The organism is Streptomyces sp. CB02056 (genome assembly GCF_001905545.1).
Taxonomy (GTDB): Bacteria; Actinomycetota; Actinomycetes; order Streptomycetales; family Streptomycetaceae; genus Kitasatospora.
Window position 1 is genome coordinate 638,997 of the sequence record NZ_LIPD01000003.1, and the last position, 23,364, is coordinate 662,360.

15 protein-coding genes are annotated in these 23,364 nt (G+C 72.9%); 12 read left to right on the forward strand and 3 right to left on the reverse strand.

All coding sequences use genetic code 11. The annotated features are described in order from the left end of the window. Window positions 1–118 precede the first annotated feature (118 nt). Entirely contained in the window at window positions 119–1,237 is a 1,119-nt protein-coding gene (locus AMK13_RS10230) for a lipid II:glycine glycyltransferase FemX (RefSeq protein WP_074001890.1), read from the forward strand. 13 nt (window positions 1,238–1,250) lie between these two features. Beyond that, entirely contained in the window at window positions 1,251–2,285 is a 1,035-nt protein-coding gene (locus AMK13_RS10235; RefSeq protein WP_049651114.1) for an alanine racemase, read from the forward strand. Window positions 2,286–2,325: 40 nt separating this feature from the next. Here AMK13_RS10235 and AMK13_RS10240 read toward each other — a convergent pair whose 3' ends face one another. Next, complete coding sequence (locus AMK13_RS10240) at window positions 2,326–3,903, reverse strand: glycosyltransferase family 87 protein (protein ID WP_049651115.1); 1,578 nt, start codon at window positions 3,901–3,903, stop codon at window positions 2,326–2,328. 169 nt (window positions 3,904–4,072) lie between these two features. Beyond that, complete coding sequence (locus tag AMK13_RS10245) at window positions 4,073–6,559, reverse strand: transglycosylase domain-containing protein (protein ID WP_241852815.1); 2,487 nt, start codon at window positions 6,557–6,559, stop codon at window positions 4,073–4,075. 518 nt (window positions 6,560–7,077) lie between these two features. Here AMK13_RS10245 and AMK13_RS10250 point away from each other — a divergent pair. From AMK13_RS10250 to AMK13_RS10270, 5 genes are all read left to right on the forward strand, one after another. Then, a complete protein-coding gene (locus AMK13_RS10250; RefSeq protein WP_049651118.1) occupies window positions 7,078–7,776 on the forward strand; it encodes a PadR family transcriptional regulator in 699 nt (232 codons plus the stop codon). A gap of 126 nt (window positions 7,777–7,902) precedes the next feature. Continuing rightward, complete coding sequence (locus AMK13_RS10255; RefSeq protein WP_049651119.1) at window positions 7,903–8,985, forward strand: inositol-3-phosphate synthase; 1,083 nt, start codon at window positions 7,903–7,905, stop codon at window positions 8,983–8,985. Window positions 8,986–9,174: 189 nt separating this feature from the next. Beyond that, window positions 9,175–10,497, forward strand: coding sequence for an MFS transporter (locus AMK13_RS10260; RefSeq protein ID WP_338016271.1), 1,323 nt, complete (start codon window positions 9,175–9,177; stop codon window positions 10,495–10,497). Between the two features lie 108 nt (window positions 10,498–10,605). Beyond that, window positions 10,606–11,247 carry an LppU/SCO3897 family protein gene (locus AMK13_RS44030; RefSeq protein WP_074001891.1) on the forward strand — a complete coding sequence of 214 codons (642 nt, stop codon included), beginning with the start codon at window positions 10,606–10,608 and terminating at the stop codon, window positions 11,245–11,247. Window positions 11,248–11,279: 32 nt separating this feature from the next. Continuing rightward, window positions 11,280–12,296, forward strand: a complete 1,017-nt coding sequence (locus AMK13_RS10270) for an LppU/SCO3897 family protein (protein WP_143204515.1) — start codon at window positions 11,280–11,282, stop codon at window positions 12,294–12,296. A gap of 99 nt (window positions 12,297–12,395) precedes the next feature. Here the strand turns inward: AMK13_RS10270 and AMK13_RS10275 are convergent, their stop codons facing one another. Beyond that, window positions 12,396–13,820, reverse strand: coding sequence for a CCA tRNA nucleotidyltransferase (locus AMK13_RS10275; RefSeq protein ID WP_074002159.1), 1,425 nt, complete (start codon window positions 13,818–13,820; stop codon window positions 12,396–12,398). A gap of 367 nt (window positions 13,821–14,187) precedes the next feature. On the opposite strand from AMK13_RS10275, the gene AMK13_RS10280 reads away from it, so the two are divergent. The 5 genes from AMK13_RS10280 (at window position 14,188) to AMK13_RS10300 (ending at window position 23,328) form a co-directional block, all read left to right on the forward strand. Continuing rightward, window positions 14,188–16,719 carry a DUF6049 family protein gene (locus AMK13_RS10280; protein WP_074001893.1) on the forward strand — a complete coding sequence of 844 codons (2,532 nt, stop codon included), beginning with the start codon at window positions 14,188–14,190 and terminating at the stop codon, window positions 16,717–16,719. Window positions 16,720–16,777: 58 nt separating this feature from the next. Then, entirely contained in the window at window positions 16,778–19,240 is a 2,463-nt protein-coding gene (gene murJ, locus AMK13_RS10285) for a murein biosynthesis integral membrane protein MurJ (protein ID WP_074001894.1), read from the forward strand. Between the two features lie 303 nt (window positions 19,241–19,543). After that, window positions 19,544–21,559, forward strand: a complete 2,016-nt coding sequence (locus AMK13_RS10290) for a protein kinase family protein (protein WP_074001895.1) — start codon at window positions 19,544–19,546, stop codon at window positions 21,557–21,559. A 45-nt stretch (window positions 21,560–21,604) separates the two neighbouring features. Beyond that, entirely contained in the window at window positions 21,605–22,339 is a 735-nt protein-coding gene (gene sigM / locus AMK13_RS10295) for an RNA polymerase sigma factor SigM (protein WP_079271994.1), read from the forward strand. Further along, window positions 22,336–23,328 carry a hypothetical protein gene (locus AMK13_RS10300; protein ID WP_074001896.1) on the forward strand — a complete coding sequence of 331 codons (993 nt, stop codon included), beginning with the start codon at window positions 22,336–22,338 and terminating at the stop codon, window positions 23,326–23,328. The genes sigM and AMK13_RS10300 overlap by 4 nt, the downstream gene beginning before the upstream one ends. Window positions 23,329–23,364 lie beyond the last annotated feature (36 nt).

Here is a 23,364-nt window from a genome sequence, read left to right on the forward strand (position 1 = left end):
GACAGGTACCCGACGGGGGCGCCGCCGTGCCCGCAGCGACGGGCGCCCGGACCCCGGACGATAAGGTCAGCCCGAGAACCTGGGCCACCGCAGCCCGACGACGAGGAGCACCGAGCACATGAGCCTGCGCCTGAGGACGATCACCCGCGAGGAGCACCTCGCCTTCATCAGGAGCCGCGCCTCGGCCAGCCACATGCAGGTGCCGTCGTGGGGCGACGTGAAGGCCGAGTGGCGCTCCGAGTCGATCGGCTGGTTCGACGAGACCGACCAGCTCGTCGGCGCCGGCCTGGTCCTCTACCGCCAGCTGCCCAAGCTCAAGCGCTACCTCGCCTACCTGCCCGAGGGACCGGTCATCGACTGGTTCGACCGCGACCTCGACCGCTGGCTCTCCCCGATGCTGGCGCACCTCAAGTCGCAGGGCGCGTTCTCGGTGAAGATGGGCCCGCCGATCGTCATCCGCCGCTGGAACGCCCCCACCATCAAGGAGGCCATCGCCGGCAAGCAGGCCAAGCGCCTGCGCGACGTCGAGGCCGACTGGTACGAGGCCCGCGCCTTCGAGGTGGCCGACCGGCTGCGCAAGGCCGGCTGGCTGCAGGGCGAGGACGGCGGCGCCGGCTTCGGCGACGTCCAGCCCCGCTACGTCTTCCAGGTGCCGCTGGCCAACCGCTCGCTGGACGACATCCACAAGAACTTCAACCAGCTCTGGCGCCGCAACATCAAGAAGGCCGAGAAGAGCGGCGTCGAGGTCTACCAGGGCGGCTACGACGACCTGCCGATCTTCCACCAGCTCTACCTGGTCACCGCCGAGCGCGACAAGTTCACCCCGCGCCCGCTGGCCTACTTCCAGCGGATGTGGAAGGCCCTGGTGGCCGAGGACCCGAACCGCATGCGGCTCTACATCGCCTACCACGAGGGCGAGCCGCTGGCCGCCACCACGATGCTGGTGGTCGGCGAGCACGTCTGGTACTCCTACGGCGCCTCGGCCAACCACAAGCGCGAGGTCAAGCCGTCCAACGCCATCCAGTGGCGGATGATGCGCGACTCCTACGCCCTCGGCGGCGGGGTGTACGACCTGCGCGGCATCAGTGACACCCTGGACGAGAACGACCACCTGTTCGGCCTGATCCAGTTCAAGGTCGGCACCGGCGGCCAGGCGGCCGAGTACCTCGGCGAGTGGGACTTCCCGCTCAACAAGCTGCTGCACAAGGCCCTCGACCTCTACATGTCCCGCCGCTGAGGAGGCTGACCCGATGACGCTGTCGCTCTACCTCGAGACCGAACGCTGGCGCACCCACCAGCGCTCCGTCCTCGCCGAGTTCCCCGGCCTGGTGCCCGTCGCCAAGGGGAACGGCTACGGCCTGGGCAACCACCGGCTGGCCGAGGAGGCGACGCTGCTGGGCACCGGGGTGCTCGCCGTCGGTACCGCGTACGAGGCGGCCGACGCCGCCGAGTGGTACGGCGGCGAGCTGCTGGTGCTCACCCCGTACCGGGTCGGCGAGGAGGTGCTCCCGCTGCCGCACGCCCGGGTGATCCGGACGGTGGCCAGCGTGGAGGCGCTGCGCTCGCTGCACGGCGCCCGGGTGGTGCTGGAGTGCATGACCACCATGCGCCGGCACGGCGTGAGCGCGGCCGACCTGCGCACCGTCGCCAACGAGCTGGAGGGCGTCGCCTTCGAGGGCCTGGCGCTGCACCTGCCGATGGACCGGCCGGACGGCTCCAGCCCGATCGAGGAGGTCGCGTACTGGGTGGACACCGCCCGGGCGGCCGGCATCCCGGTGCACACCGTGTTCGTCAGCCACCTCGGCGCGGCCGGCATGGACCAGCTGGCCCAGCGCTACCCGGAGACGGTCTTCCGGGCCCGGATCGGCACCCGGCTCTGGCTCGGCGACCACGCCGCGCTGGAGGTCCGGGCCACCGTCCTGGACGTCACCCCGCTGCAGAAGGGCGACCGCTACGGCTACCGCCAGCACCCGGCGCCCTCCGACGGCCACATCCTGGTGGTCGCCGGCGGCACCGCGCACGGCATCGGCCTGGAGGCGCCCAAGTACCTCCAGAGCATGGGGGCGCGGGCCAAGGGCATCGCCCGGGCCGGCCTGGCGACCGTCAACAAGACCAAGTCGCCGTTCCACTGGGCCGGCAAGCAGCTGTGGTTCGCCGAGCCGCCGCACATGCAGGTCTCGCTGCTCTTCCTGGACGGGGAGACCAAGCCCCCGGCGATCGGCGAGGAGCTCGGTCTCCAGGTCCGGCACACCACCACGCACTTCGACCGCGTGGTGGACCGCTGACCCGCCAGGCCTTTCCGACCCGCCAGGCCTTTCCGACCGGCTAGGCCTTTTCGGCCGGCTCCGGCAGCTCGGGCTCGTTGAGCCACTGCTCGGGGCCGGCCGGCGCGTACCCGGCGTAGCTCTCCTCCTCGCGCAGCCGGCGGGCGGTGCCCAGCACGGACACGTCCGGGGCGTGGTCCAGCACCCCGCCGGAGGGGTCGTCGCTGCCGTCCCAGCGGACCGGGTCGCGGTCCGGGTGGAGGACGTCGCGGACCACCAGGGCGACCAGGTACAGGGTGCCCAGCAGGTGCAGCCCGATCGCGAAGTGGTACCAGCCCTCGCCGATCCCGTGCTGCTTGGAGCCGGTGACCAGGCCCAGATGGGACCAGATGCCCAGGGTGTAGAGCACCTCGCAGGCCTGCCAGACCAGGAAGTCCCGCCAGCGCGGCCGGGCCAGCACCGCGAGCGGCAGCAGCCAGAGCGCGTACTGCGGCGAGTACACCTTGTTGACCAGCACGAACAGCGCGACCACCAGGAAGGCCAGCTGGGCGAAGCGCGGCCGGCGCGGGGCCGAGAAGCCGAGCCACGCTATGGCCAGGCAGCCCAGCACCATCAGCACGCCGATGTAGACGTCGAGGTCGGCCAGCCCGGCGCCCCGGCGCTGCATCAGGATCAGCCAGAACGAGCCGTAGTCCTCGCCGCGGTGCTTGCTGAACACGTAGAAGGTCGACCAGCCCCGCCAGTTGGCCAGCATGATCGGCAGGTTGACCACCAGCCAGGAGCCGACCGCGCCGCCCAGCATCACCCGGAACTCGCGCCACCGGCCGGCCCGCCAGCAGAGCACCAGCAGCGGGCCGATCAGCAGCAGCGGGTAGAGCTTGGCCGCGGTGGCCAGGCCGATGAAGACACCGGCCCAGCCCGGGCGGGCACCGCTCCACCAGGCCATCGCCACGGCGGCCAGGGCGACCGCGAGCAGGTCCCAGTTGACGGTGCCGTTGAGCAGCAGGACGGGAGCCAGCGCGAACAGCAGCGCGTCCCACGGACGGCGCCGGTGGGTGCGGGAGAGCGCCACCGCGGCGACCACCGCGCAGGCCATCAGCATCCCGGCGTTGATCGCCCAGAACCACTGCTCCTGGCTCTGCTGGTCCCCGCCGCCCGGCGTCAGCCAGGCCGCGACCTGCATGAACAGGCCGGTCAGCACCGGGTACTCCAGGTACTGGAGGTCCCCCGAGGAGCCCGGGACGCGGTCCACGTACGGGTGCAGCCCAGCCGCGAAGCCGCGTCCGGAGAACAGGTGCGGGATGTCGCTGTAGCAGGCGTGGATGTACTGCGGCGAGCCCGGCTGGAACCAGGCCTGCTCGTAGCAGGGCAGCTTCTGCACCATCCCGAGCACCGACACCACGATCACCGCGAGCGCCAGGAAGCGCGCCGGGACCCACCAGGAGACGCCGAGCAGCGCCCGGCGGCCCGGGGGCCCGCCGAACACCTCGCTGCCGGCCGCCGCCACCGGGTCCTCGTCGGCCGGCACGACCACGGTGTTGGCCGGCGGCGCGGCCGTGGCGACGGCTGCCGGGAGGGGCCCTGCGGCGGCGCCGGACCCGTCCGGCCCGGCGGTTTCGTCACGATCGCTCGACGTCATGCCGGACATCCTGCCGCACCCGTCCCGCCGGGACGAGGAGGACCCCGCAACGGTCTGTACCTCTTCGCCGCGGGCGGGCGCGGCGGCCGCGACGGAAACGGCGGTGGCGGCCCTCCGAGGAGGACCGCCACCGCCGTGGTTCCGGGTTCCGGGTTCCGCCCGGCCGGGGCTACTGCCCGGCCGCCCCGCCGCCCTGGAGACCGCCCGTGCTGCTCGGCGTCGGCTTGCCGCCGCCGGTCGGGCGTCCGCCACCGCCACCGTTGCCGCCGCCCGGCGGCGTGGTGTCCGTCGGTCCCGGCGGCTGCGTCGGGCAGCCGATCACCGGCAGACAGGTGTTGCCCGGGTTCGGCCTGGTGTGCGAGGGGGTCGGCTGGTCGCCGGGGCAGTCCACGCCGGGCACGCAGGTCTGGGTGGGCTGCGGCTGCACGGGCGGCTGCGGCGCCTGCGTCTGGGCGGCCGGCGGGGCCGTCGGGCTGTCGGTCGTGGTCGGGGTCGCCGCCGCGCTGGCCGTGGACGGCGCGCCGGAGGAGTCGACCTCGGTGCCGACCGGCTGCGGGGTCGGGAAGTCCATCTTCTTCTCGTTGGCCAGTGCGGCCTTCATGTACCGGGTGAAGACATCGGTCGGGATGTCACCACCGTGGATGGACTCCTTGCCGCCGGTGCCGTTGAGCGACTGCCGCTCGTGCTTGGTCGGGTCCTCGCGCCACATCGCGACGCTGGTCGCCAGCTGCGGGGTGTAGCCGACCCACCAGGCCGACTTGTTCTGGTCGGTGGTACCGGTCTTGCCGGCCACCGGGCGGCCCAGGTCCTTCGTCTTCTTACCGGTACCGTTCACCGCCACGTTCACCAGCGTGTCGGTGACGTTGTCGGCGACGGCCGGCTCCAGCGCGACCTTGGGCTCCTTCTTGCCGAAGCCCGGCCGCTCCACGCCGCTCACCTCGACCTTGGTGACCGAGTACGGCTCGGCCTCCTTGCCGCTGGCCGCCAGGGTGCCGTAGGCGGTGGCCATCCGGATCGGGCTGATGGTGGAGGTGCCGAGCGGGAAGGTCGCCGTCTTCGGGTCGGCGAGGCTCTCCTTCTTGATGCCCATCTGCACCGCGATGTCGGCCACGTTCTGGCCGCCGACGTCCTGGTTCAGCTGGACGAAGGGCACGTTGTACGAGTACTGCATGGCCATCCGCAGCGAGACGTAGCCGCGCTTGCCGGCGTCCTCGTTCTTCTGCCGGTACGGCTTGCCGTCGTCGCCGATCACCAGCGAGCCGTCCGCCTTGCGGATCTCGGACATGTCGTCGGCCAGGTAGCGGCTGTCGGCGTTGATCCGCTTCGGCTTGCCCTTGTCATCCTTCGCGGTCTGCACGCCGGTCTGCATCGCGGTGGCCAGCACGAAGGGCTTGAAGGTCGAGCCGACCTGGACGCCGGTGGCGTCGGCGTTGTTGTCGAAGTGGCCGTTCTCCACGCCGTCGCCGCCGTAGAGGGCGACGATCGCGCCGTCGCCGGGGCGGATGCTGGCGGAGCCGAACTGGATGTTGGTGTCGTTGTCCGGCCGCTTCTGCGGGTTGAGGTTCTCCGCCTTGACGGCGTCGACGGCGCTCTTCAGCGCGTCGACCTTGTCCTTCTCAAAGGTGGTGTAGATCTTCAGGCCGCCCCGGTCGATCATCTGCTGGGTGATCGTCTTGTCGGTGGCCATCACGTACTTGTTGGCGGTGTCGACCAGGTAGCTGATCTCACCGTTCATGTTGGAGTTGGGCTTCTGCGCGATCGGGTCCGGGAACGCGGTGCACTTGGCGCGCTCCTCCGGGGTGATGGCCTTGGTGTCCACCATCTGGTCCAGGATCCAGTTCCACCGGCCCTGGGCCCGGTCCTTGTTGGCCGGGTTGGTGGGGTCGTAGTACGCCGCACCCTTGAGCAGACCGGCCAGCATGGCGCTCTGACAGACGTTGAGGTCCTTGGCGTCCACCCCGTAGTACGCCTGGGCGGCCGCCTGGGCACCGTTCGCACCGCGGCCGAACCAGCTGGTGTTCAGGTAGCCGGTGAGGATCTCCGGCTTCTCCTTCTCCTGGTTGATCTTCAGCGTGATGAAGAACTCCCTCACCTTGCGGCTGAGGGTCTGCTCCTGGCTCAGGTAGGCGTTCTTCACGTACTGCTGGGTGATCGTCGAGGCGCCCTGGGTCTCACCGCCCTTCGCCATGTTCCAGACCGCGCGGAGCATGCCCTTGGGGTCGATGCCGCTGTCGGTCTTGAAGCTCTTGTTCTCCGCGGCGATGACGGCGTCCTGGAGGTGCGGACTGATGTCCTTGAGCTCGACGATCTGACGGTTGGTCTGCCCCTTGCGGGTCATCTCCGTGTTGTCGGCCCAGTAGTAGATCGTGTTCTGGTCCTTGACCAGCTCGTTCAACTCCGGGACCTTGGTGGTCTGGTACAGGTAGAACACCAGGCCCACGAAGCAGCCGAAGACCAGCACGAAGGCGCTCAGCCACTGCTTCCAGGACGGCAGCCAGCGCCGGACGCCGGTCTTGCCGAACCGCGGGTAGTCGATGAAGCGCTTCTTGCCGGGGCCGGCGGCCGCGGCGGCGGAGGCGGCCGCGGCGTCACCGCGCCGGCCACCCCCCTTGGCGCCCTTCTTCTGGGCGGCCTTGCGCATCTCCGCACGGGTCATCCGGGGCTGCTGTGCGGTCTCCCTGACCCCCGAGGGGCGTCGCCGACCGGCGCCGTCCGAGCGCAGCTCGTCGGGTCCCGGCCCCTCGCCCTGACGGCCACCGCCTCCCGGGGGCTGCTGCCCCTCACCGCCCGGGTTGGGCGTCCTTCGCCGTCGCTCGCTCATCTTCCAGCCACTCCTCGCCAGGCGTTTCCAGCCTGAAGGCAGGGTTCACGTCCGATGCCCGCCAACCGCCCTGATCCCGGAGGTGGTCCTCGTGCACACGCGACAGCGTACGCAGCACGGATATACAACTAATCGGACATCAGTTGCCAATGCCCGCAAAACGGCAACAGATCATTACAAGCCCGTTGCCAACACCAGCCGCGCGTCGGCTTGTGATCACATTCACGCGCGCCCCTCTTGCCCGTTCCGGGGGTCGGGTTTACTGTTCTCGATATATCGAGCCGATACATCGAAGCGGTATACCGCCGGATGCAGCGGCCGATCGGACACCGAGCGGGAGGAGGGCGGCGACAGTGGGCAGGCGCTCAGGAGTGCTGGAGTTCGCCGTCCTCGGGCTGCTCCACGACGCCCCGATGCACGGCTACGAGCTGCGCAAGCGGCTGAACATCCTGCTCGGGACGTTCCGGGCGCTCTCCTACGGGACGCTCTACCCCTGCCTGAAGAGCCTGGTCGCCCAGGGCTTCCTGGTCGAGGACAACCCCGACGTCGAGTACGTCCCGGCCACCGCGCTCAACGGCAAGCGGTCCAAGATCGTCTACCGGCTCTCCGCCGAGGGGAAGCAGCGCTTCGAGGAGCTGCTCGCCGACTCCGGCCCGGACGCCTGGGAGGACGAGCACTTCGGCGTGCACTTCGCCTTCTTCGGCCAGACCGACCGGGCCGTGCGGATGCGCGTCCTGGAGGGGCGCCGCAGCCGGCTGGAGGAGCGGCTGGAGCGGATGCGCAACTCGCTGGCCCGCGCCCGCGAGCGGTTCGACGACTACACCGTCGAACTCCAGCGGCACGGACTGGAGTCGGTGGAGCGCGAGGTCCGCTGGCTCAACGAGCTGATCGAGACCGAGCGGTCCAACCGCACCGGGAAGACCGGCCCCGACGCCGGCGGCAGCGCCGCCGGACCCCGCAAGACTTCGGACGGCCGTGGCCAGGAGACCGGGTCCCCGGACCCGTCCGGGCCACCGTACGACCGCCCGGGGCGCTCCGCCCAGGAGCGCTGACACCGCGCCAGCCCTGTGCCGCGCGGCAGGAATGGGCGCCTCGCGCCCGTGCACGCAGTCATCGAAGAAGCAGGACGAGTTCCGCCTACCCCGGCGGGCCTCATGAGATCACAGGGAGCAACCGGAATGGGTTCGGTTCGCGTAGCCATCGTGGGCGTGGGCAACTGCGCCGCGTCGCTGGTGCAGGGTGTCGAGTACTACAAGGACGCCGACCCGGCCGGCAAGGTCCCCGGGCTGATGCACGTCCAGTTCGGTGAGTACCACGTCCGCGACGTGGAGTTCGTCGCCGCCTTCGACGTCGACGCCAAGAAGGTCGGCTTCGACCTGGCCGACGCCATCGGCAACAGCGAGAACAACACCATCAAGATCTGCGACGTGCCGCCGACCGGCGTGACCGTCCAGCGCGGCCACACCCTCGACGGCCTGGGCAAGTACTACCTGGAGACCATCGAGGAGTCGGACGAGGCGCCGGTCGACGTCGTCCAGGTCCTCAAGGACCAGCAGGTCGACGTCCTCGTCTGCTACCTGCCCGTCGGTTCCGAGGACGCGGCCAAGTTCTACGCCCAGTGCGCCATCGACGCCAAGGTCGCCTTCGTGAACGCCCTGCCGGTGTTCATCGCGGGCACCAAGGAGTGGGCGGACAAGTTCACCGAGGCCGGCGTGCCGATCGTCGGTGACGACATCAAGTCCCAGGTCGGCGCGACCATCACGCACCGCGTGATGGCCAAGCTGTTCGAGGACCGCGGTGTCATCCTCGAGCGCACCATGCAGCTGAACGTCGGCGGCAACATGGACTTCAAGAACATGCTCGAGCGCGAGCGCCTGGAGTCCAAGAAGATCTCCAAGACCCAGGCCGTCACCTCGCAGATCCGCGACCGCGAGCTGGGCGCCAAGAACGTCCACATCGGTCCCTCGGACTACGTGGCCTGGCTGGACGACCGCAAGTGGGCGTACGTCCGCCTCGAGGGTCGCGCGTTCGGCGACGTCCCGCTGAACCTGGAGTACAAGCTCGAGGTCTGGGACTCCCCGAACTCCGCCGGTGTCATCATCGACGCCGTGCGCGCCGCGAAGATCGCCAAGGACCGCGGCATCGGCGGCCCGATCCTGTCGGCCTCCTCGTACTTCATGAAGTCCCCGCCGGTGCAGTACTTCGACGACGAGGCCCGCGAGAACGTCGAGAAGTTCATCCGCGGCGAGGTCGAGCGCTGAGCGCAGCGAAGTTCGCGACTGTTGAGCGCTGAGCGCTGAGCGCAGCGAAGTTCGCGACTGTTCAGCGCTGAGCGCTGAGCGCCGCCAGCTCGCAGGAAGGGCCCGTGGTCTCCGGATCGCGGGCCCTTCACGTTCTCGCGGCCAATGTTTCACGTGAAACAGCGGCCGGTTCCATGGCACTCTGGGCGGGTGGCGATCACCGAGAACGGCAGCACCCACCAGTCCGCGCACCGCGCCACGCTCCTCGACCTGATGAAGGGCCGCGACTTCCGGCGGCTGCTGACCGCCCGGGTGCTCTCCCAGCTCTCGGACGGCGTCTTCCAGGTCTCGCTCGCCGCGTACGTGGTCTTCTCCCCCGAGAAGCAGTCCTCCCCGGCCGACATCGCCTCGGTGCTGGCCGTGATGCTGCTGCCGTTCTCGGTGATCGGCCCGTTCGCCGGTGTGCTGCTGGACCGCTGGCGCCGCCGCCAGGTGCTCTACTTCGGCAACCTGGCCCGCTTCGGACTGGGCCTGGGCACCGGCGCGCTGCTGCTGGCACAGGCCCCGACCTGGCTGTTCTTCGCCTCGGCCCTGCTGGTCACCGCGCTCAACCGGTTCATCCTGGCCGGCCTGTCCGCCGCCCTGCCCCGGGTGGTGGAGCAGGACCAGCTGGTCACCGCCAACGCCCTCTCCCCCACCCTCGGGACGGTCGCCGCCGCCTCCGGCGGGGGCATCGGCTTCGCGCTGCACCAGCTGATGGCCCCCGGGCCGAGGGCCGACGCCGCCCTGGTCACGGTGGCCGCACTGCTCTACCTGTCGGCCGCGCTGGCCGCCCGGCGGATGGACCGCGACCTGCTCGGCCCGGAGCAGCACCGGGACCGCCCGGGGCTCGGCCAGGCGCTGGTCCGGGCCGCCGTCGAACTCGGCGCCGCGGTGCGCCACCTGGTCCGGGACTGCCGGCCCGCCGTGCACGCGCTGGCCGCCGTCACCGCGGCCCGGTTCTGCTACGGCGTGCTGATCGTGGTGGTGGTGATGCTCGCCCGGTACACCTTCAACGACCCGACCGACAGCGCGGCCGGGCTGGTCACCCTCGGCCAGGCGGTCGGCCTGTCCGCCGCCGGGTTCTTCGTCGCCGCGCTGGTCAGCCCCTGGTGCACCCGCCGGCTGGGCCTGGCCGGGTGGATGACGGCCTGCCTGGTCGCCCCGGTGGTCTTCGTCCCGGCGCTGGGCCTGAGCTTCACCCTGGTGCCCTGCCTGCTCGCCGCCCTGCTGCTCGGGGTGGTCACCCAGGGCACCAAGATCTGCGCCGACACGGCGGTCCAGGAGTCGGTCGAGGACGAGTACCGCGGCCGGGTCTTCGCCATCTACGACGTGCTGTTCAACGTCGCCTTCGTGGCCGCCGCCCTGGTCACCGCGCTGGTGCTGCCGCTGTCCGGCCGCTCGGTCGCGGTGGTGCTCGGGGTCGCCGGGGTATACGCGCTGACGGCGGTCCTCTACCTGCGCTCCGCCCGCCGGAGTCCCCTCCCCCGCTGACCAGGCCTCCTGGAAACCCGCGGGGCTCGGGGCCGACGGCGTCCGACCGACTCGCTAAGGTACTCGAACCTGTCGTAGCGACAGAACTCTGTCTCGGGGGACGAACTGATGAGCACACCGCCCAATCCGTACGGGCCGCCCTCGTCGGCCCCGGTGGGCCCGCCCGCAGCACCGCCGTACGGGGCACCCGTCCCCCCGCCGGCCGCGCCGTACGGGCCGCCGCCGGCCTACGGACAACCCGCGCCGCCGCCCCCGCCCGGCTTCGGCCCGCCGCCCGCCTACGGGCAGCAGCCGTACGGGCAGCCGGCCCCCGGGCCGTACGGGCAGCAGCCGCCCCCCGGGCCGTACGGCTACCCGCAGCCCGCACCGCCGGTGCAGCCCGCGCCGGCCGCCAAGCGCGGCATCCGCTCCAAGCTGCGGATCGTCGGAGTGGTCGGCGGCTGCCTGGCGCTGGCGGTGGGCTACTTCGTGGCCGGGCCGAGCGTCAGCAGCGCCAAGGCCGGCGACTGTGTGCACGCCAGCGGCTCCCGAGACGTCGAGATCGTCAAGTGCACTGACACCAAAGCGAATTACCGGGTGCTGTCGAAGTTCGAGGGCACCACCGACGTGACCCGCTGCCAGCAGACGCCGCAGACCACGACCGCCGTCTCGGGCAAGAGCGGCCGCCGCTGGAACAAGAAGCGGTACGTGCTCTGCCTCGGCCCGCTGGCGCCCGCCACCACCGGCGTCCCGCCGGTGAAGAAGTCCTGAACTCTTCCGCTCTTCCTTTCCCGGGGGACCCCTTGTCCGTTCCGCCTCCGCCCCAGATGCCGTACGGCCCGCCACCGGGCGACGGCAACCCGTACGCCTCCGGCGGTTCCTACGGCGCCCCGCCGCCGCCCCCGCCGCCGCCGCCCGGGTACGGCTACCCGAGCGCGCCGCCGCCGCCCGAGCAGCCGTACGGCGTCCAGCCCCCGCCGGGCGGTTACGGCTACGGGTACCCGCCGCCGCCCCCGATGGACGGGACCACCTGCCGGTTCTGCGGCGGCTACCCCGCGGTCAACGCCACCGTCCGCGGCCACCAGGGCCTGATCATCGCCTACCGGATGCTGCGGATGACCGGCCCGTTCTGCCGCACCTGCGGAACGGCGACGGTGCGCGACATGTCGGCCCGGACGCTGGTCCAGGGCTGGTGGAGCCTGGTGTCCTGGCTGCTGACCCCGATCACGCTGCTGCTGAACCTCGGCCCGCACAACAAGTTCAAGCGGCTGCAGCCGCCCGTCCCGGGCAGCCACGGCCCGCAGCTGAACCCGGGCGTCCCGCTGACCAGCCGGCCGCACATCGCGATGCTGCTGGTGCCGGTCTCGCTGGTGGCCGCGGTGACCCTGGCCGCCACCGGCGTGCTCGGCCCCGGGAAGACCGACCCGGCCGCCGACCCGACGCCGACCCCCACCCGGCTGACCCTCTCGCCCACGCCGCCGCCGGTCATCCCCTCGCCGACCTACACGCTGCCGGCACCGACGCTCACCCTCCCGCCGGTCAGCACCCCGACCGACTCGGACAGCAAGGTGGACGCGGCCGGGGTCGGCGACTGCCTGTACAACGCGAACGGCACCAACCAGACCAACGACACCCACCCGAAGATCACCGTGGTGCCCTGCACCGACGCCAAGGCCCAGTACAAGGTCGTCTACAAGTACCTCGCCACCTCCGACGAGAAGTCCTGCGAGAAGCAGCCGAAGTCGGACAGCTGGTACACCAGCAAGCACCCGAGCTTCCCGGCCCTGGACTACGTGCTCTGCATGAAGCAGATCAAGTAGCCCGGTACGGACGAGGGGTGGCCCCGGCCGAGCGCCGGGGCCACCCCTCTCGTCGTGCCCGGAGCTCCCGTGGCGCCGTCGCGCCGTCCGGAGCCGGGCTCAGCCCTGCTGCTCGGCCCACCAGGCCCGCAGCGCCCCGACCGCCTCGTCGTGCTCCATCGGGCCGTGCTCCAGCCGGAGTTCGAGCATGTGCTTGTACGCCTTGCCGACCTGCGGGCCGGGCTTGAGGCCGAGCAGCTCCATGATCTGGTTGCCGTCCAGCGCCGGGCGGACGGCGTCCAGCTGCTCCTGCTCCTTCAGCTCGCCGATCCGGGTCTCCAGGCCGTCGTAGGTGCGGGAGAGCGCGGCCGCCTTCTTCTTGTTGCGGGTGGTGCAGTCGGAGCGGGTCAGCTTGTGCAGGCGCTCCAGCAGCGGACCGGCGTCGGTGATGTAGCGGCGCACCGCGGAGTCGGTCCACTCGCCGCCGCCGTAGCCGTGGAAGCGCAGGTGCAGCTCGACCAGGCGCGAGACGTCCTCGGTGAGCTCCTTGGAGTACTTGAGCTCGCGCATCCGCTTGCGGGTCATCTTGGCGCCGACCACCTCGTGGTGGTGGAAGGAGACCCGGCCGTCCGACTCGAAGCGGCGGGTGCGCGGCTTGCCGATGTCGTGCAGCAGCGCGGCCAGCCGCAGGGTGAGGTCCGGGCCGTCCTGCTCCAGGTCGATGGCCTGCTCCAGGACGGTCAGCGAGTGCTCGTAGACGTCCTTGTGCCGGTGGTGCTCGTCCCGCTCCAGCCGCAGCGCGGGCAGCTCCGGCAGCACGTGCCCGGCCAGGCCGGTGTCGACCAGCAGCCGCAGGCCCTTCACCGGGTGCTTGGCCAGCAACAGCTTGTTCAGCTCGGCCTGGATCCGCTCGGCGGAGACGATGGTGAGCCGCTCGGCCATCGCGGTCATCGCGGCGACCACCTCGGGCGCCGGGTCGAAGTCCAGCTGGGCGGCGAAGCGGGCGGCCCGCATCATCCGCAGCGGGTCGTCGGAGAAGGACTCCTCGGGGGTGGCGGGGGTGCGCAGCACCCGGGCCTCCAGGTCCTCCAGGCCGTGGTGCGGGTCGACGAAGCCGCGGCCCGGCAGGTCGACGGCCATCGCGTTGACCGTGAAGTCCCGGCGGACCAGGTCCTCCCCGATGGTGTCGCCGTAGCTGACCTCGGGCTTGCGCGAGGTGCGGTCGTACGCCTCGGAGCGGTAGGTGGTGATCTCGATCAGGAAGGAGCCCTCGGGGGTGTCCTTGCGGGCGCCGACCGTGCCGAAGGCGATGCCGACGTCCCAGACCGCGTCCGCCCAGCCCTTGACCAGCTTGAGCACCTGCTGCGGACGGGCGTCGGTGGTGAAGTCCAGGTCGTTGCCGAGCCGGCCGAGCAGCGCGTCCCGGACGGACCCGCCGACCAGCGCCAGCCGGTGACCGGCCGCCTGGAACCGGCTGGCGATCTCGTCGGCGACCGGCGACACCCGCAGCAGCTCTTGGAGGCCGAGCGTCTGGGCCTCGCTCAGCCCTGGGACGACCTGGACGTCGGTGCTGGAACGGTCGGTGCGCGCGGTGGGCTCATTGGCAGTGGACACGGCTCACAAGGGTACGTGCCCCGACAGGTCAACCGCCCGCGCGTTCTGGGCGTCTCACCCCACAGCCCGCAACACTGCGCCGCGGGCTGCATCGTTACCATGCCGGTGGACGAGTATCGGGCACCGGACAGGGGATGCGGTGCCGCGCGCCGCCGCCGTCCGCGGGATCCCCGTGGCAGCGGTGCGGCGACGGCGTCGGGCGAAGAGCTCCACCAGAGTCAAGCGAAGACCGTCGGGCGGACCGCGCCGGACGGACAGCATCAGCAGCGAACGATCGAGAACGGCGAGGGCGAAGCGAGTGAGTGAGCCGGCACGGCACTCGGGCCTGGGGGCGCACCGACAGCCTGGACGGGCCGAGCGCCCCGCCGGGGGGCGCCATCCGGCCCGCCGGGCGCGCCGTGCGGGCCGGCGCCTGGCCGCCGCCTGCGCGGCCGCCCTGACCCTCTTCACGGCCTCCCCGGCCGGTGCGCTGCCCGCCGGCGGCAACGTCCGGCCGGCCGGCGACTCCACCGCCACGGCCGAGTACCCGGTGGTGATGACCATCGACACGCTGAACCCGCAGGTGGCCGCCCCGGGCGGGATCGTGACGATCACCGGCCAGGTCACCAACGCCGGCAAGTCGGCGATCAAGGGCGCCCACGCGGCCGTCCGCAAGCCGTACTCCGGCAAACCGCTGGACCGGCGCAGCGACCTGGCCAACGTGGCCGACCGCTCCACGCCGGACAGCAAGGACGGCGTGGAGCTGGACAGCCCGCAGTACGCCCTGCCGGAGCTGAACCCGGGGCAGAGCCAGCCGTACACCCTGAGCGTCGCGGTGAGCGACCTCGGCTTCTCCGCGAGCGGCGCGTACGAGCTCGCGGTGGACGCCTGGGGCGGGACCGGCGACAACCCGCGCGACCGCGCCCTGGGCATCGCCCGGACCTTCCTGCCGTACAACCCGGGCGGCGCCGAGGCGCAGCCGACGAAGGTCGCCACGATCTGGCCGCTGGTGCACGCGCCGGTGCTGGCCGCCCAGACCACCGCCGACAACAGCGACCAGCCGACCCCGGTGCTGCGCGACGACAGCCTGGCCGGCGAGTTCGCCCCGGGCGGCCGGCTGTACGAGCTGGTCGACACCGGCGCGAAGCTGAACGGCCTGACCTGGGTGATCGACCCGGACCTGCTGGACGCCGCGCTCGCGATGACCAAGCCCTACCGGGTGCAGAAGCCGGGCACCGAGGCCGCGGGCAAGTCCGCCAAGGACGACAACACCGTCCAGGTGCCCGCCTCGGCCGCCGCCGTCGCCTGGCTGGACAAGCTGCGGGCCGCCGTCGCCAAGCCGGGCAGCCAGGTGGTCTCGCTGCCGTACGCCGACCCGGACCTCGCCTCGATCGCCCACAACGGCTCCGACCTGGCCGGGATGACCACCGCGCTGAGCAAGGCGTCCACCGCCGGCCGGCTGACCGTCGAGGGCCGGCTCTCCGTGGACACCCGCTCGGACGTCGCCTGGCCGTACCGGGGCTACCTCGACCAGCAGATCGCCGCCCTCGCCCAGCAGTCCGGCAACGGGCTGGTGCTGGTCGACGGCGCGAGCATGCCGGAGCCGGACTCGCTCACCTACACCCCGACCGCGGTCCGCCCGATCGGCGGCGGGCAGAGCGCCGTGGTGGCCGACGAGACCGTCTCCGCGCTCTTCGACAAGGACCTGAGCAGCCCGCAGGCGCAGACCGACGCCACCCAGCGCTTCCTCGCCGAGACCTTCGCGATCACCCACGAGCAGCCGCAGAACCAGCGCGGGCTGCTCGTCCTGCCGCCCCGCGAGCTGAGCACCGCCGGCGCCAAGGCGCTGGCGAACGCCCTCCAGACGGCGGACGGCAAGTGGATCTCCTCGGTCAAGCTGGACGCGGTGGCCCAGTCCGCGGCCGACCCGAAGGCCAACACCGCCGTCCCGGCGCCCACCGACTACCCGACCCAGATCCGCGCCTCGGAGCTGCCGGCGGCCGACCTGAGCCGCACCGACGACATCCAGCACGACCTGGACACCCTGATGCGGGTGCTCACCCTGCCGCAGCGGGTGCGCGGTCCGTTCAGCGCCGCGATGGTCCGCTCGCTGTCCACCGAGTGGCGCAGCCAGCCGCCGGCCGGGAGCACCTACCGGGCCGGCGTCACGGGGTACCTGAAGGAGCTGACCAAGGCCGTCCAGGTGCCGAGGAAGAACGTGGTCACCCTGGCCGGCGAGTCCGGCCTGCTCCAGGTCAGCGTCCGCAACGACCTGACCCAGACGGTCACCAACCTGAAGCTGGTGCTCACCTCGGCCCAGCCGAACAGGCTGCGGGTGAGCAAGGAGGAGGAGCTGGTCCTCCCGGCCTCGCAGAGCGTGACGCTGCGCTTCAACGCCGAGGCGCACAACAACGGGCCGGTCGCGATGACCGCCCAGCTGTGGACCACCGGCCCCGACTCCCGGCCGTACGGCGAGGCGCAGAAGTTCACGGTGGAGGTCACCTCGGTGACCAACGGCGTGCTGTACGTCTTCGCGGGCGCCGGCGTCCTGCTGCTGCTGGCCGCGCTGCGCTTCGTGCGCCAGCGCAAGCGCCTCGGCGGGCAGCCGCACGAGGACGGCGACCAGCCGGTCGGCGACGCCCCGCTCGGGGACGCCCCGGCCGCGGGCGGCGCCGCGGCGGCGGAGCCCGCCCCGCGGGCCCCGGCGGAGGACACCGCGGAGGGGGCCCCGGCGGCGGACGGGACCGACGGGACGGACGACACCCCTGGTGACGGTCCCGCGCAGACACCGCGTGGCAGCAGCCCGGATGGCCGGGATCGGGCCGCCGGTGATGAGAAGGTTGGTCCTTGATACCGCCGACCCCCTGCCTTGCCGGGCCGGCCTCCCCCCACGACAGCGAAGAGGTGACATGACCGGGCGCAGCGAGGAGCGGCCGTCGGGCCGCGGTGAGAGCCGGCCGGGCGCCGAGTCGCCGTCCGGCGACTGGTACGTGGCCGACACCTACGCCCAGGACCCGTACGCGGTGGACGCGTACGGGAACCCCCAGGACGGCCAGGACCCGTACGGTCTGCGGGCCGGTCGGCCCGCCGCGCCCCAGCCGCCGGCCGCCGCGTACGACGTGCCGCCGCAGCTGCCGCCGCAGGGCGTCGGCTACCCGACGCCGGTGCCGCCGACCCCGTACCAGGCCCCGGAGCACTTCGGGGCCCCGGTGCCGCCGGTGCAGCCCGGCTGGGACACCCCGGTGCAGCCCGCCTGGCCGCAGGAGCCGGCCCCGGCACAGGCCGCCGGCGGCCACTGGGGCGGCGTCGAGCAGCCCCGGCAGCAGTGGCAGCCCGGCCCGGCGCACTCCGCCTGGGACACCGAGACCACCGAGTACGTCGGGGTGGACGGCCTGTTCGGCGGCCGCGAGGCGCAGGCCGCGGTCCAGCCGCCGGTCCCGCAGCCCGCCCCGGCCCCCCAGCCCGGCCCTCCGCCCGGCCCCGCGCCGTACCCGCCGATGGGCGGCCACCCGGGGCAGCCCCCGTACGGCGCCGCTCCGGGCGGGCAGCAGCACTTCGTGCCGCCGATCGAGTTCGACCCGCCGCTCTCCGAGGCGGAGGCCACCATGCAGGTGGCCGCCGTCGCGGTGCCCCCGGCGGTCGAGCCGCTGGCGGACATCGTCGCCGAGGAGCGGACCGCCGAGCAGGCGCCCGCCCCCGCCGCCGAGCCCGGCAAGGCGGCCGGCGGCGGCAAGGTCTCCAACCTGCTGAACTCCAGCGCGATCATGGCGGCCGGCACGCTGGTCTCCCGCGGCACCGGCTTCGTCCGGACCATGGTGATCACCGCGGCCATCGGCGTCGGCATCATGGGTGACTCGTACAACGCCGCGAACACCCTGCCGACCCTGCTGTACATCCTGATCGGCGGCGGCGCGCTGAACGCGGTCTTCGTGCCGCAGCTGGTGCGCAGCATGAAGAACGACGAGGACGGCGGCACCGCGTACGCCAACCGGCTGCTCACCCTGGTGATGGTCGGGCTCGGCGGCGTGGTCTTCCTGGCGGTGCTCGGGGCGCCCGTGCTGGTGCGGCTGATCGCCCAGCCGATGATGGCCAACCCGGAGCGCGCCGAGACCACGGTGGCGATGGCCCGCTACTGCCTGCCGACCATCTTCTTCATGGGCATCCACGTGGTGATGGGCCAGATCCTCAACGCCCGCGGCCGCTTCGGCGCGATGATGTGGACGCCGGTCCTGAACAACATCGTGGTGATCTTCACCTTCTCCGCCTACATCTGGGTCTACGGCGGGTTCGGCACCACCCAGGTCACCCCGGAGGGCATCTCCCCCGAGGGCGTGCGGCTGCTCGGCCTCGGCACCCTGATCGGTCTGACCGTCCAGTCGCTGGCGATGATCCCGTACCTGCGGGCCGCCGGGTTCCGCTTCCGGCCCCGCTTCGACTGGCGCGGCCACGGCCTGGGCAAGGCCGCCCGGCTGGCCAAGTGGACGTTCTTCTTCGTGCTCGCCAACCAGGCCGGCTACCTGGTGATCACCCAGCTGTCCACCAAGGCGGGCGCCGCCGCGGCGGCGGCCGGCCACAACGGCGTCGGCCTGGCCGCGTTCTCCAACGCGCTGCTGATCTGGCAGCTCCCGCAGGCCGTGATCACCGTCTCGATCATGAGCGCGGTGCTCCCCCGGCTCTCCCGGGCGGCGGCCGACGAGGACGCCGGTGCCGTGCGCGACGACATCTCCTACGGTCTGCGCACCACCGCGGTGGCGGTCGTCCCGGCGGCCTTCCTGTTCCTGTCGCTCGGCCCGGTGGTCGGCCGGGCGATCTACGCGATCGGCGGCAACGACACCGTCCTGAACGACGCCACCAACGTCGGTCTGATGCTCTCCGCGTTCGCGCTGGGCCTGATCCCGTACTCCGCCCAGTACGTGATGCTGCGCGGCTTCTACGCCTACGAGGACACCCGGACGCCGTTCTACAACACCGTCTGGGTCGCCGCCTGCCAGGCCGGCTTCGCGCTGCTGTGCTGGCTGGTGCTGCCCTCCGAGTGGACGGTGACCGGCCTCGCCTTCGGCTACGGCCTGGCCTACGCCATCGGGGTGATGGTCGCGATGCCGAAGCTGAAGAAGCGGATCGGCGGGCTGGACACCAAGCGGATCGGCCGGACGTACAGCCGGCTGGCCGCCGCCTGCGTCCCGGCCGCCCTGGTCGGCCTCGGCGCCAGCCTGGGCGTCCAGCAGGTGCTCGGCGGCTGGCCGGGCAGCGTGGCGGCCCTGGTCGTGGCCGGCGGCCTCCAGCTGGCGGTCTTCGTGCTCATCGCGAAGCGCCTGCGGATCGAGGAGCTGAACTCCATGCTGGGCATGGTCCGCGGCCGACTGGGCCGCTGACCGCCCGACCACCGGCCGGACGAGCGGGCGCCCTGACCGGGCGTCAACCGGAGCAGAAGGCTCCTCCGCTCGTCCGGCCGAGTGCTGGGCCACCGGTTGGTTCGGGTCCGCCCGACCGCCGGATGGCGACCAGGTGTCGGATCTGCACCACATCTCTCCACCCGTATGCAACCGAGCGGACGTCTCAGCGGTCGTACCCGGTGGAGAAGAGTGGGCACAATTGTCCTGGAGCACAGGGCCGCCGACCCTAGGGCTCCAGCGACTCTCTCAAGCCGCGGCGACACAAGGGGAGGCAGGACCACGGTGGCTGATGGCACCAAGGCGGTCGTCGACACGTCAGCAGCTGACGCGGCGACGGACGAGGCCGCGCTGGCCGCGGCGATCGACGAGCTCGCGGGCTCGGACGACGCCGGCGAGAGCACCTCCGCGGACGCCCGCGAGGGCGCCCCCGCCGCCCCCACCGCTGCCGCCGCCCCCGGGCGCACCGACGCGGACGAGAACACCGACCAGGACGGGGAGAAGGGCCGGGGCGAGGACCGGGACGACGCGCCGGCCGCGGGCCCGGAGCCCGCCGCCGGCGAGGAGACCTCGGAGATCACCGCCCCGCTCTCGGTCCAGGAGCTGCGCGCCGAACTGGCCGCCGGGTCCCCCCGGAAGAAGCCCGCCCCCGAGCCCACCCGCCCCGCGCGCCGCCCCACCGACCCGCAGCCCACGGTCGACCCGCGCGACACCGCCACCCTCCCGCGCACCCTCCCCGCCCCGCAGCGCCGCAGCGGGGACATGATCGGCCACCGGTACCGGCTGGAGGAGTGCATCTCCCAGACCGAGACCTTCAGCAGCTGGCGCGCCGTCGACGAGAAGCTGCGCCGGGCGGTCGGCGTCCACCTGATGGCCTCCGGCCACCAGCGGGCCCGCAAGGTGCTGGCCGCGGCCAAGTCCGCCGCCCTGCTCGGCGACCCGCGCTTCGTCCAGGTGCTGGACGCCGTCCACGAGGGCGAGCTGGTCTACGTCGTGCGGGAGTGGCTGCCGCACTCCTCCGACCTGGCCAGGCTGCTCGCCAACGGCCCGATGGAGCCGCACGAGGCGTACCAGATGGTCCGCCAGGTCGCCGACGCCGTCGCGGCCGCCCACCGGCGCGGCCAGGCCCACCTGCGGCTCACCCCGCGCTGCGTGCTGCGCACCGACAGCGGCCAGTACCGGATCAACGGCATCGCGGTGGACGCCGCCCTGCGCGGGCTGCCCGCCGAGGACGCCGAGGACGCCCAGCGGGCCGACACCCGCGCGATCGGCGCACTGCTGTTCGCCGCGCTCACCCACCGCTGGCCGTACCCGGAGGACCGCTACGACCTCCAGGGCCTGCCCAAGGGCCTCCAGAACGCCGCGCCGGACCAGGTCCGCGCCGGGGTCCACAAGGGCCTGTCAGAGCTCGCCGCGCGGGCCCTGTTCGACCAGCCGCCGCACCACGCCCAGCCGATCACCACCCCGGAGGAACTGGTCCGGGCGATCGCCAAGCTGCCCAAGATCCGCCAGCCCGCGCCGGAGCTGCCCGCCTTCCCGGCCCCGCCCCGGCACAACACCCACGCGCTGCCCACCGCGCCCAACCCGACCCGGGTCGCCGACACCACCGTCTCCCCGCTGCCGGCCTCCTCCCGCCCGGCCCCCTCCCGGCGCACCCGCACCCGGCGGCGGCTGCGCCGGGTGGTCAAGGCCACCGCGTGGACGGTTGCGCTGGGCGCGATCGGCGTCGCCTCCTGGCAGTTCGTCGACAGCCTGCGCCACACCGGGGCGGCCACCGCGTCCCCGCTGACCTCGGCCAGCAGCACCGCGCCGAGCCCCCAGGCGAGCACCCACAACCCGGTGTCGATCGCCATCAAGGAGGCGCAGTCGTACAACCCGCTGGGCGACGGGCCCGAGGGCACCGAGAGCATCGGGAAGGCGATCGACAACGACGCGAACACCTCCTGGACCACCGGCTGGTACGTCGACCAGCTCGGGCCCAAGCCGCCCGCGCTCAAGTCCGGCACCGGTCTGCTGATCGACCTCGGCTCACCGCAGCCGGTCTCCTCGGTGAGCGTCCTGTTCTCCGGCGGCGAGCAGTCCGCGGAGCTGCGGGTGCCCACCGCGGCCGCCGCCGGCAACCCGCTGCAGGCCAAGCCGGACGCCTTCACCGTCGTGGGCAAGAAGACCGGGACCAATGTCGAGTACACCCTCGACTCCCCGACCACCACGCGGTACCTCTTGATCTGGCTGACCGGTCTGGCGAAGGATGCCGACGGCAAGTACCGGGGCCACGTCGCCGAGGTCAAGGTCTCCGGCTGACCCGGGGCGGACGGCCCCGGCACGACGGCACGACGGCAGAGGGGGGTGACGGTGGCGGACGACGACGCGGCGCTGCTCGCCCGGCACGTCGCCGGCGACCCGGCGGCCTTCGGCCTGCTGGTGGACCGCCACCGCGACCGGCTCTGGGCGGTCGCCCTGCGCACCCTGGGCGACCGCGAGGAGGCCGCCGACGCCCTCCAGGACGCCCTGGTGTCCGCCTTCCGCGCCGCCGCCGGCTTCCAGGGCCGCTCGGCGGTCACCACCTGGCTGCACCGGATCGTGGTCAACGCCTGCCTGGACCGCGCCCGGCGCAGCGCCACCCGGCGTACCACCCCGCTCGACGATGACCCGCAGCGGCTGGACACCCTGGTCGGCGCCGCCGAGCCGGCCGACTCCCCGGTGGTCCGGGCCGAGCTGCACCGGGAGCTGACCGCGGCGCTCGCCGAACTGCCCGCCGAACAGCGGGCCGCCCTGGTGCTGGTCGACATGCAGGGCTACCCGGTGGCCGAGGCCGCCGAGCTGCTGGGCGTCCCGGTGGGAACCGTGAAGAGCCGCTGCGCGCGTGGCCGGGCCCGGCTCCTCCCCCTGGTCCGGCACCTGCGCGAGCCCGATGTTTCACGTGAAACACCGCCCGCCCCCGGCTCGGCCCCGCCGCGCCGGGACACCCCCGGGAACCCGAAGCGCCCCGGCTCCGTCACAGGGACGGGGCCGAGCACCGGCACAGGGACGGGGCAGAGCACCGGTCGGACGATGCTGGAAGGAGACGTGAGCACCCGATGAACGCCCATCCCTCCTTCCCCGACCCCGCCGACGACCACCCCCCGGTCGAGCAGCTGGCCGACCTCGCCGAGGGGCTGGTCGACTCCCCTTCCACCGTCGAGGCGCTGCGGCGGCACCTGGACGGCTGCGCCGAGTGCCGGGAGACCGTCGACGCGCTCGCCGAGGTCCGGGCCCTGCTCGGCGACGTCGAGACCCCGCCGATGCCGGCCGACGTCGCCGCCCGGCTGGACGCGGCACTCGCCGCGGCCGTCGCCGAAGCCGCCGGGAGCGCCGGCGAGGCCGTCGAGCGGCCGCAGGAGGCCCCCGCGGCCGACCGTCGACCCGAGGCCCCGGCCCGACCCGTACTCACCGCCACGGCGCCCCTCACGCCGTCCTCCGCCCCGCCCTCCAGGCCCGCGGGGCGTCCCGCCGGCCGGTCCGGCCCGGCCACCGGCCCCGGCCGCCCCCGGCGGCGGCGGTTCGCCCTGCTGATCGGCACGGCCGCCGCCCTGGCCGCCCTCGGACTCGGCGGGGCTCTGCTGCTGCAGCCCGACGACCGGTCCGGCACGGTGACGGCCAGCGCGGGCGGCGCCCCGACCGCCACCGCCGACAGCCACGACGCCCGGGCCCCGCACACGGCCGCCGGCACCGACTACCGCGAGGACGAACTCGCCACCCAGGTCCAGCGGTTGCTGGCCCGCTCGGAGAACGTCCCGGGGCTGCGGGCCACCGGGCCCGCCATGTCCGAGGGCGCCCTGCCCGCCGCCGGCGGCCGGCCGGAGTCCGACCCGCCCTCCCCCACGGGCTCCCCCACCGGCTCCCCCACCGCGCCGGGCTGCCCGGCCCCGGCCTCCGGCACCCCGCTGGCCACCGACCGGGGCACCTTCCAGGGCGCCCCGGTGGACGTCCTGGTCTACCCGCTGCCCGGCCGGCCCGGTTTCGTCGACGTCTACCTGCGCTCCCCCGACTGCGGCCCGACCGTCCTGCACCAGGCCGTTCCCAGCCACTGACCGGCGGTTTCCATGCGATCCACGCCAACTCCGCCA